Below are 12,964 nucleotides of genomic sequence, written 5' to 3'. Positions count from 1 at the left end.
TTGGGGTTCAATATTGCCAATATGTGCCTAATTATTGGTGGTATTTATACTATTCAAACCATTAAAATGGTAAAAAAACATTAATAATCATTATGACACATCGTTTATCATCTAAGGATATTTGGGCATTAGGGTTTATGACTTTTGCCCTGTTTGTGGGAGCCGGAAATATTATTTTTCCGCCTATGGTGGGATTGCAATCGGGTGAATATGTTTGGCTGGCGGCATTAGGCTTTCTAACCACTGCGGTTGGTCTACCCGTAATTACAATCATTGCGTTGGCAAAAGTAGGTGGAGGTATTGAAGCGCTGAGTTCACCAATTGGTAAGGTTGCTGGTCTGTTGCTTGCTACGGTGTGTTATCTGGCTGTTGGTCCTTTATTTGCAACTCCACGTACTGCAACAGTCTCTTTTGAAGTGGGAATTGCTCCTCTTACGGGTTCAGGTGAATTACCGCTCTTTATTTACAGTCTGATTTATTTTACTTTGGTGATTGCTGTCTCGCTTTATCCTGGCCGTTTACTTGATACGGTTGGGCATGTGTTAGCACCCATCAAAATGCTAGCGCTAGGTATACTTGGTGTTGCCGCTTTACTTTGGCCGGCGGGTAGTTCAATTCCTGCAATTGATGTTTATCAGCAAATCCCATTCTCTAGCGGTTTTGTTAATGGCTATCTGACGATGGATACCTTGGGGGCTATGGTATTTGGTATTGTCATTGTTAATGCTGCGCGTTCAAGAGGTGTTGCTTCATCTTCATTATTGACTCGTTATGCGATGTGGGCAGGATTGATTGCTGGGATTGGTCTGGTGCTGGTTTATCTGTCTCTGTTTAAACTGGGTTCGGGTATTGGTGCATTAGTTCCTCATGCAGAGAACGGCGCTGTAATTTTGCATGCCTATGTTCAGCATACTTTTGGTAGTGTGGGCAGTATTTTCTTGGCGGTACTGATTTTTGTCGCCTGTATGGTGACGGCAGTTGGGTTAACTTGTGCGTGTGCTGAGTTTTTTAGCCGTTATTTGCCTCTGTCTTATCGTTCACTGGTGCTGATCCTTGGAGTGTTCTCCATGCTGGCTTCTAACCTTGGTTTGAGTTATTTGATTAAGGTTTCTATACCAGTACTGACTGCTATTTATCCACCGTGTATCGTTCTGATTGTGCTGAGCTTCACTTTCGGCTGGTGGAATAATTTCACCCGTATTCTCGCCCCAGTTATGCTAATTAGCCTGTTGTTTGGTATTTTAGATGCCATCAAGTCATCTGAAATGCTGGTGCATTTATTACCAGATTGGGCAACGCGTTTACCGTTGGCTGATCAAGGGTTAGCTTGGTTAGCACCATCCCTGTTGATTCTGATTATGTTTGGTATCTATGACCGTGTTCTGGGGCGTTCTGGTACACGCGAGAGTCAGATTCATCAATGATGAGCTGTTTTATCTGACTTTTTGCTATTGTCAGATGTTTAAGGAAAGTATGGGATGGGATTATTAAGAAAAGGATATCCCATCCCGGTATTTTGAAATTTTTTCTCTTACATGGATTGTTTGTTTCCTGAATTATTGGTTATTAGTAACCAATAGCAGCACCTGCCGGACGTCTAACATCATTGGCACCATAGAAATGTTTTTCACGCACCTGACCCGATACGGCAGCATCGTTACCTGAAGAATCGGTATTTGAAGCAACAGCTTTCGGCAAACCAACCATAATCACCTCAGCGGCACCCCATGGTGTTTGTTCCACCATCTTATATCCCATTTTTTTCAGTAGATTCAGTGAATCTTTAGAAAGACCACGTTGTTCATAATATACTTCATCTGGTAACCATTGATGATGAATACGTGGGCTATTGACGGCTTCTTGAGGTTGCATACCGTGTTCGATGATATTCAGAGCCGCTTGCAGGGTGATGGAGATAATACGAGAGCCACCTGGGGAACCTAGTACAAGGAATATCTTATTGTCTTTAGTGACAAGTGTCGGACTCATCGATGATAGTGGACGCTTACCGGGGGCAATGGAGTTCGTTGCTCCCTGAACAAGCCCATACAGATTCTTCTCACCAATTTTAGTTGTAAAATCATCCATTTCATCATTAAGGAAGAAACCTGTCCCAGGTGCAATAACAACGGCCCCAAACAGCCCATTAATGGTATAGGTGGTTGAAACTGCATTACCTTCGCTATCTACAATTGAGTAGTGTGTGGTTTCTGGTTTCTCATGTGGTCCAACACCGGGTTGAACGTTTTCTGATCTTGTTGCTTCCCCGGGTCTTATATTTTTACGTAAAGATTCAGCATAGCTCTTACTCAATAAGCGATCGATTGGGTTTTTGACAAATTCCGGATCGCCAAGGTAAGTATTTCTATCCATATAGGCATGACGCATTGCTTCCGTCAGTGTGTGAACATAATCAGCAGAATTGAATCCCATTTCTTTGAGGTTGTAGCCTTCCAGAATATTCAATGTTTCACACATTGTTACCCCTCCTGAACTTGGTGGAGGTGAAGAGATAAATTTGTACCCACGATAGCTACAGGTGATTGGTGTCGTTTCTGAGATTTTATAATTGGCAAAATCGGCTTCGGTGATGATACCGCCTGATTTTTTAGCTGCTTCTGCGACTAATTTAGGAATATCTCCATGATAGAAAGCTTCCGGCCCTTTTTTGGCAATTAACTCCAATGTATTCGATAAATCGGTTTGTACCAGTTTATCTCCCGGTTGATAAGGGGAACCATCTTTACGCAGGAAAATGCGGGCCGCTTCTGGATCTTTGCGAAAACGTTCGATTGTAGTGTCCAGAATATCGGTGTCTGCTCGTGTCAGTATAAAACCTTCACGTGCTAGCTTAATCGCGGGTGCCATGACTTGTTCACGGCTTAGTTTGCCGTATTTTTTCAGGGCACTGTCCAGTCCCATGACTGTTCCCGGCACACCGACTGCCAGATAGCCATATAAACTGGCACCTTTAATAATATTGCCTGTTTTATCCAGATACATATTTGCGTTTGCTGCATTTGGTGCAGTCTCGCGGAAATTAATAAAGGTATCAGTGCCATCTGCTAAATGAATTGTCATAAAGCCACCGCCGCCGATATTGCCACAGCATGGGTTGACAACGGCTTGGGCATAACCAACAGCAACAGCTGCATCAATCGCATTTCCACCTATTTTGAGAATATCTACACCAACTTGTGAAGCAAGATGTTGAGCTGATACAACCATGCCATTTTTAGCTTCAACGGCAGGTTCAGAAGCTGCATAAAGATGAGAGGAGATAAGTAAGGATATTATAGCCAGTGGTGTTTTCCATGTTTTTAACATGTTGAGAACTCCTGTTATTTTGTGAGGTGATTTTTATAAGTAGAAATATTTACTTTTGTACAAATTTTAATGTTAACCAATTGTAAATTTAATTATAAGAGGTGATAGTTATCTGGAAGGCTGTTTTTTTGTGCGCAAGGTGGCAAAATGAGGAATTTCAGAATAAAAAACCAGTTGGAATAAACCAACTGGTTAAATATTGGTAACGTTTGAGCTTACAGTTTAGCAGCGTTTTGGGACAGGTACTTAGCAACTCCGTCTGGAGAAGCACTCATACCTTCTTTACCTTTTTCCCATTGTGCAGGGCATACATCGCCGTGCTCTTCGTGGAATTGCAGTGCGTCAACCATACGCAGCATTTCGTCAATGTTACGACCCAGTGGCAGATCGTTAACGACTTGGTGACGGACAATGCCATTTTTGTCGATCAGGAAAGAACCACGCAGAGCTACGCCTGCATCTGGATGCTCAATGCCGTAGGATTTTTGAATTTCGCGTTTAGTATCAGCAACCATTGCATATTTAACTTCGCCAATACCGCCTTTCTCGATAGAGGTTTTACGCCAAGCGTTGTGAACGAATTCAGAATCAAAAGAAACACCAACGACTTCAACACCACGTTTTTTAAATTCTTCGTAGCGGTGGTCAAATGCGATCAGTTCAGAAGGACATACGAAAGTAAAGTCCATCGGCCAGAAGAAGATAACGGCAGGCTTACCGTTCAGATGATTTTTTAGGTTGAAATTTTCAACGATTTCGCCATTACCGAGAACAGCTGCTGCTGTAAAGTCGGGGGCTGGACGGGTTACCAGAACCATAATTTACTCCTGTAATTTTGATCGGGGTTTGTGTAAAAATTGGATATAGAATAAGGAATTAGCGTACACCAATAAAGGAAAAAATACTAATTTTTGCAATAGATTTTACCTATCAATACCTTATTTTTATTTTCTTTACCTTAAGAAAACAGGGATATTTTTGCAAAGGTTTAGCAGGATTCGTATTAAAAGGCCATTTCATTAGGTTATTAGACCGTGGCGAGGATGGTAATTTCTGGCGCACCATTACCACTGGGGTTATCGTCGTGCTGAATAACGACAGACAAAGTAAATGGATCGTTTAGGTTTCCCTGATAAAGATCTTTCCGAATACAACCGCGATTATACCTGTTATCTTTCAAATTGCCTCTTTGTTGGCTGCACTCACTTACCCCGGTCACAGAGTTATCTCTGCTCCCGGGGATTCGCTCCCTTGCCGTCGCGACGCATCTTGAAATCTATTGGGTATAAAACATTTGTTTATAAAAAGAGTTTCCTACTATTCATCTACGGCCAGTCAAAGGCTGGCCGTTAGGAAATTATTTACAGGGGTAATAATGCCTATTGAGTTGGACAGTAGAAGCCCTTATTTTCTGCTTTATTCATCATATAGGGATAAAATTGCCAGAATAGTGCTTCTAAATCAGAATAATGTCGCTCTATATCCTGAAATGAACCAGATAAGGCCGATAACCTGGGATGTCTTCGAGCCATTCCTTTTAATACATTTGCGATAAACGGAAGATCTGCATAGCGGATCAGCCAGTTTTGTGGCCATAAAAATTCATTCAGTTCCTGAAAGCTTTCAGGAGTTTTATAAAGATGGGGTTCTATCTGATTATGGGCATGGTGAATAAATGCGGGTAGCGAGTAAGTAGGTACCAGTTTATTCCAATGCAGGGAAAGGAAGTGATCCCAGATAATATCCAAAGTAATCGGCGCAACCCGTCGATATGGCGCACTGAACAAGTGACGGGCTTGAATAACCAATGGATGGGTATCTGTTAATACGTCAACACGCCGATGCATGCGAATACCAGCGGCTACATCAGCGTCGTATTGCCCCTCTGGATTACCTCGAACAAAGTCCGCCATTAAGTTTCCTAGTAGGGAACTTTCAGCCAGAGTAGCTAAATGAAGGTGAGCGAGAAAATTCATCCAGTAATTATAATATAAATCAGCGAAGTTATGTGCTTATTTGTTGCACCCTCAGAATTGTGGCACTAGACTAGTCCGCTTGTTTTTCTGAATGATTAAATATAATGCGTGTCTCCGATTTTACTTTTGAACTTCCTGACGAAATGATTGCTCGTTATCCTCAACCACAACGCAGTAGCTGCCGTCTGCTTTCTCTTGACGGTGAAACAGGGGCGTTAACGCATGGTGTTTTTACGGATGTTCTCAATAAACTGAATACTGGAGATTTGCTGGTTTTCAATAATACCCGGGTAATACCTGCGCGTATTTTTGGCCGGAAGGCCACTGGCGGTAAGTTGGAAGTTCTGGTTGAACGAATTTTGGATGATAAGCGAGTACTTGCACATGTGCGTGCTTCTAAAGCGCCGAAAGAGGGAACTGAGCTGCTGCTGGGGGATAATGAGAGTATAAAAGCAACCATGCTGGCCCGCCATGATACCCTGTTCGAAATACGTTTTGAGGATGAGCGTGATGTGCTATCCATTCTGGATAATGTTGGTCATATGCCTTTGCCTCCTTATATTGATCGCCCCGATGAAGAGGCGGATCGCGAGCTATATCAGACGGTATACAGTGAACGTCCCGGTGCAGTAGCGGCGCCAACGGCGGGGCTTCATTTTGATGAGCCGTTATTGGAAGCTCTGCGTGAAAAAGGCGTGGAGATGGTTTTTGTTACCTTGCATGTGGGCGCTGGGACTTTCCAGCCAGTGCGTGTAGAAACTATCGAAGACCATGTTATGCATTCGGAATATGCTGAGGTACCCCAGCATGTGGTTGATGCGGTTCTGGCATGTAAAGCGCGAGGTAATAAAGTCGTCGCTGTCGGCACAACGTCGGTCCGTTCTTTGGAAAGTGCAGCAAAAGCTTGTAAAGATGAATTAATTGCGCCATTTTTTGGTGATACACGGATTTTTATTTATCCGGGTTTTGAATATCAGATTGTTGATGCCCTGATTACGAATTTCCATTTGCCGGAATCGACACTTATTATGCTGGTTTCTGCATTTGCCGGTTATAAAAATACGATGAATGCTTATAAAGAGGCAGTGGCAGAAAAATACCGTTTCTTTAGTTATGGTGATGCCATGTTTATTCGTCGTAACCCATTGGCTTTCGAGGAAAAAATTTCTTAATTCATTATCATAATGTATACAATCAGCGGGAGTGTGTCGTTGAGGATTCCTGAGAAGGATATGTCTGGATATCGTTTTGTCGGGATCACTGTTTGTCCGTAAATATCCACTCCGCCTTGGTTTCAAACGTTTTTTAAGTAACAGCATCAGACTGTTTATCTGATGCCTGGAGGTTAAGTGAAATTTGAATTACAAACTACTGATGGTCAAGCTCGTCGTGGCCGCTTGGTTTTTGAGCGTGGAGTTGTAGAAACTCCAGCATTTATGCCTGTTGGTACTTATGGCACAGTAAAAGGAATGACGCCGGAAGAAGTGAAAGAAACTGGCGCGCAGATCCTGCTGGGCAATACATTTCATCTGTGGCTGCGTCCCGGACAGGAAATAATGAAGCTTCATGGTGACTTGCATGGATTTATGCAATGGCATGGCCCGATCTTGACAGATTCAGGAGGGTTTCAGGTATTTAGCCTTGGGGCGATGCGAAAAATCAAAGAGGAAGGTGTTCATTTCCGTAACCCAATTAATGGTACACCGGTTTTCCTTAGCCCGGAAAAATCAATGGAAATCCAGTATGACTTGGGTTCCGATATTGTCATGATTTTTGATGAATGTACGCCATATCCTGCTGATTGGGATTATGCGAAACGTTCGATGGAAATGTCCTTACGTTGGGCGGCGCGTAGTCGTAAGCGTTTTGATGAATTGCAGAATAAAAACGCATTGTTTGGTATTATTCAGGGTAGTGTTTACGAAGATTTACGTGACATCTCAATAAAAGGTCTGGTAGAGATTGGCTTTGATGGGTACGCTGTAGGCGGTTTAGCGGTAGGAGAGCCTAAAGAAGATATGCACCGCATTCTTGAGCATGTCTGTCCGCAAATCCCGCAGGATAAACCGCGTTATCTGATGGGGGTAGGGAAACCAGAAGATTTGGTAGAAGGGGTTCGCCGTGGCATTGATATGTTCGATTGCGTAATGCCAACCCGTAATGCCCGCAATGGTCATCTTTTTGTTACAGAAGGTGTCATTAAAATTCGTAATGCCAAGTATAAAGAAGATACTGCACCGCTAGATGAGCAGTGTGATTGTTATACTTGCCGAAATTATAGCCGAGCATATCTGCATCATCTTGATCGTTGTAACGAAATTTTGGGTGCAAGGCTGAATACTATCCATAATTTGCGGTATTATCAACGCTTGATGGCTGGGCTCCGTAAAGCTATCGAAGAAGGTAATCTTGAGCAGTTTGTTGAAGATTTTTATCAGCGGATTGGTAAACCGGTTCCGCTATTGAATGTTTGACTTATAACCTATCCTAATCGGTGGAAGTGTTGCATAAGTGGTTAATGGGATAGGCAGTTAGTAGTGATTGACTGGTTTCAGTGTGTATAGCATATTGCGGCTGGTTTTTGATTACTATCGATTTTGATAACAATGAGGGAAGTTTAATGAGTTTTTTTATTTCTGAAGCAGCAGCATCTGCTGGCGCACCGGCTCAGGGAAGCCCATATTCTTTGATCATCATGCTGGTTGTTTTCGGTTTGATCTTCTACTTCATGATCCTGCGTCCACAACAGAAACGTACGAAAGAACATAAAAAGCTGATGGATTCCATTTCCAAAGGTGATGAAGTTCTGACCAATGGTGGTTTGATTGGTCGTGTCACGAAAGTTTCTGACACGGGTTATGTTGTTGTAGCGCTGAATGACACTACTGAAGTGACCATTAAACGTGATTTCGTCGCTGCCGTTTTACCGAAAGGTACAATGAAAGCTCTGTAATTTCTGATTTTCCCGAAGGGAACTGCCGTGCTAAACCGTTATCCTTTGTGGAAGTATCTGATGCTGATCGCTGCGATCCTCATCGGTTTGCTTTATGCACTTCCCAACCTTTATGGTGAGGATCCGGCTGTACAAATCACTGGCGCGCGAGGCATTGCCGCCAGTGAGCGAACGCTGGACCAAGTCCGTAATGTTTTAGAAAAAGATCAAATCACGAGTAAATCTATTGCGCTGGAAAATGGTGCAATTCTTGCTCGTTTCAGTAATTCTGATATTCAGCTTCGTGCCCGTGAAATATTGATGTCCGAATTGGGCGATCAGTATGTGGTGGCATTGAACTTGGCTCCAGCAACACCAACTTGGCTGAGTAAGCTTGGCGCAGAGCCAATGAAACTGGGTCTTGATTTGCGTGGTGGTGTTCACTTCTTAATGGAAGTGGATATGGAAACCGCGTTAGGCAAACTGCAAGAGCAGAATATTGATGGCCTGCGCACTGATTTACGTGAAAAAGGTATTCTTTACTCCACCATCCGCAAAATTGAGAATTATGGTGTAGAAATCCGTTTCCGTGATGAAAAAGCTCGCTCTGATGCAGAGAGCTATCTCACTGGCCGTCACCGTGATTTAGTGTTCAGTGTTGGAACAAACAATACCCTGAAAGCGGTAATGAGTGATGAGCGTCAGCGCGAAGCCCGTTCTTATGCAGTGCAACAGAACATTACCATTCTGCGTAACCGTGTTAACCAACTGGGTGTTGCAGAACCATTAGTTCAGCGTCAAGGCTCTGACCGTATCGTGGTTGAATTACCGGGTATTCAGGATACTGCCCGCGCTAAAGAAATTCTTGGTGCGACAGCGACATTGGAATTCCGTTTAGTTAATTCCAGCGTTGATGCTACAGCGGCTGCGTCAGGCCGTGTACCGGGTGATTCTGAGGTGAAAAATACCCGTGATGGTAATCCGGTTGTGTTGTATAAGCGCGTTATTCTGACGGGTGATCACATTACAGATTCGACCTCTGGTACGGATGAATACGGTCAGCCAGAGGTGAATATTTCACTAGACAGTGCTGGTGGTACCGCGATGTCTAATTTCACCAAAGACAATGTTGGTAAACCAATGGCGACGCTGTTTGTGGAATATAAAGACAGCGGCAAGAAAGATGCTAATGGCCGGGCGGTGTTAGTCAAAAATGAAGAAGTGATTAACATTGCTAATATCCAGACCCGTTTGGGGAATAATTTCCGTATTACTGGTATTTCCAATGCAACTGAAGCCCGTCAGTTATCTTTACTGCTGCGCGCTGGTGCTTTGATTGCACCGATTCAGATTGTGGAAGAGCGTACTATAGGACCAACTCTTGGCCTGCAAAACATTGAGCAAGGTTTGGAAGCTTGTTTGTGGGGATTGATCGCATCAATCCTGTTTATGGTGATTTACTATCGCAAATTTGGTTTGATTGCGAGTAGTGCACTGTTGGCTAACCTAGTGCTGATTGTTGGTGTAATGTCCCTATTACCGGGGGCTACGCTAACCATGCCGGGGATTGCAGGGATTGTTCTGACTTTGGCGGTGGCAGTTGATGCTAACGTGTTGATAAACGAGCGTATCAAAGAAGAATTGCGTAATGGCCGTACTGTACAGCAAGCGATACACGAAGGTTATAAAGGGGCTTTCTCCAGTATTGTCGATGCTAACCTGACTACGCTGATTACGGCTGTCATTCTTTACGCTGTTGGTACCGGGTCAATTAAAGGCTTTGCGATAACAACGTCAATTGGTGTCGCCACTTCTATGTTCACTGCTATTGTCGGTACGCGGGCTATCGTGAACCTGCTATATGGCGGTAAGCGTATTAAGAAGCTGTCAATTTAAGGAGCTCGTTGTGGCACAGGATTATACTGTTGAACAATTGAACCATGGTCGTAAAGTCTACGACTTTATGCGCTGGGACAACGTTGCTTTCGGAATTTCGTTGCTGCTGTTGGTGGCTTCTATTTTTGTGATGGCAACTCGCGGTTTTAACTGGGGATTGGATTTTACCGGTGGTACGGTAATCGAAATTAAGCTCAGTAAACCGGCTGATCTGGATAAAATGCGTGATAACCTGGCAAAAGCGGGTTTTGTAGATCCCCTATTGCAAAATTTCGGAAGTAGTCGTGACGTGATGGTGCGTATGCCGCCGGTTACAGGTGCTGCTAATGAAGAACTGAGCAAAAGGGTAATCAAGGTCATCAATGACACCGTTGATAAAGATGCGAGTGTAAATCGCGTTGAAATTGTTGGGCCGAGTGTTGGTGCTGAACTCGCTCAAAATGGTGCCATGGCGTTGTTAGCGGCGCTTATCTGTATCTTGATTTATGTTGGATTCCGCTTTGAATGGCGGCTGGCATTGGGGGCGGTTCTCGCGCTTGCGCATGACGTCGTCATCACGCTAGGGGTACTGTCGTTGTTCCATATTGAGATTGACCTGACAATTGTGGCATCTCTGATGTCTGTTATTGGTTACTCACTGAATGACAGTATCGTGGTTTCTGACCGTATCCGTGAAAACTTCCGTAAGATCCGTCGTGGTACGTCGTATGAAATTATGAATGTATCTCTGACCCAAACACTGAGTCGTACCATCATGACTTCTGCGACAACCTTATTGGTGGTACTGATGTTGTATATTTTCGGTGGTGCGATGCTGAAAGGGTTCTCACTGGCAATGTTAATCGGTGTTTCTATCGGTACGATATCTTCTATCTATGTTGCTTCCGCATTAGCGTTGAAACTGGGTATGAAGCGTGAACACATGATCCAGCAAAAGGTTGAAAAGGAAGGGGCTGATCAGCCATCTTTATTGCCTTAATGATTCGGCCTTAATGCTGTTTAAACACCCTGTGAGTATCCGGCTGACAGGGTGTTTTTTATTCAGATTAAGGATAAACTGTAAATTTAGTTCGTATTAACCATCAGGAAACGATATGCATTGCCCATTTTGTGCTGCTGTTGATACCAAAGTGATTGACTCCCGTTTGGTCGGGGATGGTTCGCAGGTGCGCCGCAGGCGCCAGTGTCTTGAATGTCATGAGCGGTTCACCACTTTTGAAATGGCTGAGCTGGTTATGCCGAGGGTAATAAAAAGTGATGATATCCGGGAGCCATTCGATGAAGAAAAATTACGGCGCGGTATGCAAAAAGCACTGGAGAAACGCCCAGTCAGTTCTGATGATGTAGAAATGGCGATTAGCTATATTAAATCTCAGTTACGAGCTACTGGTGAACGGGAAATTCCATCTAAAATGATTGGTAATTTGGTCATGGATGAGTTGAAGAAATTGGATAAAGTCGCCTATATCCGTTTTGCTTCCGTCTACCGTAGCTTTGAAGATATTCGTGAATTTGGTGAAGAGATTGCTAAATTACAGGATTAATAAGCTAGTGAATAGAGATGAAAAATATATGGCGCGCGCGCTTGAATTGGCGCGTCAGGGGCGTTTTACCACATCACCTAATCCCAACGTTGGTTGTGTAATTGTGCGTGATGGACAGATTGTTGGGGAAGGTTTTCATTTACGTTCTGGTGGCCCGCATGCTGAAGTTCATGCTTTACGGATGGCCGGAGATAAAGCCAAAGGCTCAACCGCTTATGTCACTCTCGAACCATGTAATCATCACGGTAAAACTCCTCCTTGTGCTGATGCCTTGATTACGGCTGGTGTCAACCGTGTGGTTACTGCTATGCAAGATCCTAATCCCCAAGTAGCGGGAAGAGGGCTTTATAAGCTGCAACAGGCGGGTATTGAAGTAGAACATGGGTTGATGATGGCGGAAGCGGAATCCCTTAACCGGGGGTTTCTGAAGCGGATGCGTACAGGGTTCCCGTATATTCAATTGAAGATGGCTTCTTCTCTTGATGGGAGAACTGCGCTGGCTTCCGGAGAAAGTAAATGGATTACATCATTACAGTCTCGTTATGATGTGCAGAAACTCCGCGCTCAATGTAGCGCAATTCTGAGTTCCAGCAGCACGGTTCTGGCTGATAATCCTTACTTGACGGTTCGTTGGAGCGAATTGGATGCAGAAACTCAGGCGGTTTATCCGAAGGAAAATCTTCGTCAGCCAGTGCGTGTCATTGTTGACAGTCAGAATCGTGTTGCTCCGCATCATCAGGTCATACAACAACCTGGTCATTGTTGGTTGGCTCGAACCAAAGCGGATGAAGATAACTGGCCTGAAAATGTAGAGCAAATACTGCTGCCTGCTCGTGATGCTGGTGTGGATTTAGTGTTACTGATGATGCAACTGGGCAAACGTCAGATGAATACGGTTTGGGCAGAATGCGGCCCGTTATTGGCTGGCGCATTGTTGAACTTGGGGCTGGTGGATGAGCTGGTTCTTTATGTCGCACCAAAGGTGCTGGGTGATACCGCTTGTGGTTTGTTTACTATTCCTGAACTTAAAAATCTAGCCGAAGCGCCAGAATTTAACATTTTTGATGTACAGCAAGTCGGGCCGGATCTTCGCCTGCGCTTGCGGCCTGTATACTGATTGGATGTATGAAATATGGGTTAGCGAAAAACGCCGTAAACCCTCGCCCAGTGCGAGGGTGTCGCAAAAGTTATCCCTTATCAGTTAATATCTTGGTTCCCATTCCAAATTCAGAACTTCTATTATGACCACATTCCTACGACAACTGATGCCTTCCGTTCACACCGGGCGT

12 protein-coding genes are annotated in these 12,964 nt (G+C 44.0%); 8 read left to right on the top strand and 4 right to left on the bottom strand.

The genetic code is table 11. The features are described 5' to 3' along the window. Positions 1–92 precede the first annotated feature (92 nt). A complete protein-coding gene (brnQ, locus tag AM629_RS16985) occupies positions 93–1,424 on the top strand; it encodes a branched-chain amino acid transport system II carrier protein (protein ID WP_054480437.1) in 1,332 nt (443 codons plus the stop codon). Between the two features lie 142 nt (positions 1,425–1,566). Here brnQ and ggt read toward each other — a convergent pair whose 3' ends face one another. From ggt to AM629_RS16970, 4 genes are all read right to left on the bottom strand, one after another. After that, entirely contained in the window at positions 1,567–3,327 is a 1,761-nt protein-coding gene (ggt, locus tag AM629_RS16980) for a gamma-glutamyltransferase (RefSeq protein ID WP_054480436.1), read from the bottom strand. A gap of 215 nt (positions 3,328–3,542) precedes the next feature. Continuing rightward, positions 3,543–4,145 (bottom strand): peroxiredoxin C, encoded by a 603-nt coding sequence (locus AM629_RS16975; protein WP_054480435.1) that lies wholly within the window; start codon positions 4,143–4,145, stop codon positions 3,543–3,545. Positions 4,146–4,354: 209 nt separating this feature from the next. Further along, positions 4,355–4,507 (bottom strand): hypothetical protein, encoded by a 153-nt coding sequence (locus tag AM629_RS24000; RefSeq protein ID WP_161804240.1) that lies wholly within the window; start codon positions 4,505–4,507, stop codon positions 4,355–4,357. Between the two features lie 199 nt (positions 4,508–4,706). Then, positions 4,707–5,303: an acyl carrier protein phosphodiesterase gene (locus tag AM629_RS16970; protein WP_054480434.1), complete on the bottom strand. Its 597-nt coding sequence runs from the start codon at positions 5,301–5,303 to the stop codon at positions 4,707–4,709. A 104-nt stretch (positions 5,304–5,407) separates the two neighbouring features. Here AM629_RS16970 and queA point away from each other — a divergent pair, with 104 nt between their 5' ends. The 7 genes from queA (at position 5,408) to ribD (ending at position 12,792) form a co-directional block, all read left to right on the top strand. Further along, on the top strand, positions 5,408–6,475 hold the full coding sequence (gene queA, locus AM629_RS16965; protein WP_054480433.1) for a tRNA preQ1(34) S-adenosylmethionine ribosyltransferase-isomerase QueA: 1,068 nt from the start codon (positions 5,408–5,410) through the stop codon (positions 6,473–6,475). 177 nt (positions 6,476–6,652) lie between these two features. Beyond that, the gene (tgt, locus tag AM629_RS16960) at positions 6,653–7,777 is read left to right on the top strand and encodes a tRNA guanosine(34) transglycosylase Tgt (RefSeq protein ID WP_054480432.1); all 1,125 of its coding nucleotides are present in this window, start codon (positions 6,653–6,655) and stop codon (positions 7,775–7,777) included. Between the two features lie 146 nt (positions 7,778–7,923). Beyond that, positions 7,924–8,256, top strand: coding sequence for a preprotein translocase subunit YajC (gene yajC / locus AM629_RS16955; protein WP_041382377.1), 333 nt, complete (start codon positions 7,924–7,926; stop codon positions 8,254–8,256). A gap of 27 nt (positions 8,257–8,283) precedes the next feature. Continuing rightward, a complete protein-coding gene (gene secD, locus AM629_RS16950) occupies positions 8,284–10,131 on the top strand; it encodes a protein translocase subunit SecD (RefSeq protein ID WP_072161916.1) in 1,848 nt (615 codons plus the stop codon). Between the two features lie 10 nt (positions 10,132–10,141). Beyond that, positions 10,142–11,110: a protein translocase subunit SecF gene (gene secF / locus AM629_RS16945; protein WP_054480430.1), complete on the top strand. Its 969-nt coding sequence runs from the start codon at positions 10,142–10,144 to the stop codon at positions 11,108–11,110. Between the two features lie 115 nt (positions 11,111–11,225). After that, positions 11,226–11,675 carry a transcriptional regulator NrdR gene (nrdR, locus tag AM629_RS16940; RefSeq protein WP_041382373.1) on the top strand — a complete coding sequence of 150 codons (450 nt, stop codon included), beginning with the start codon at positions 11,226–11,228 and terminating at the stop codon, positions 11,673–11,675. A gap of 7 nt (positions 11,676–11,682) precedes the next feature. Continuing rightward, positions 11,683–12,792: a bifunctional diaminohydroxyphosphoribosylaminopyrimidine deaminase/5-amino-6-(5-phosphoribosylamino)uracil reductase RibD gene (ribD, locus tag AM629_RS16935; RefSeq protein ID WP_200905774.1), complete on the top strand. Its 1,110-nt coding sequence runs from the start codon at positions 11,683–11,685 to the stop codon at positions 12,790–12,792. The last annotated feature ends 172 nt before the right edge of the window (positions 12,793–12,964 follow it).

Source organism: Photorhabdus heterorhabditis, assembly GCF_001280945.1.
In the GTDB taxonomy this organism is placed as follows: Bacteria; Pseudomonadota; Gammaproteobacteria; order Enterobacterales; family Enterobacteriaceae; genus Photorhabdus; species Photorhabdus heterorhabditis.
The sequence above is the reverse complement of the archived record's forward strand: the minus strand, read 5'-3'. Positions and strand labels throughout refer to the sequence as shown.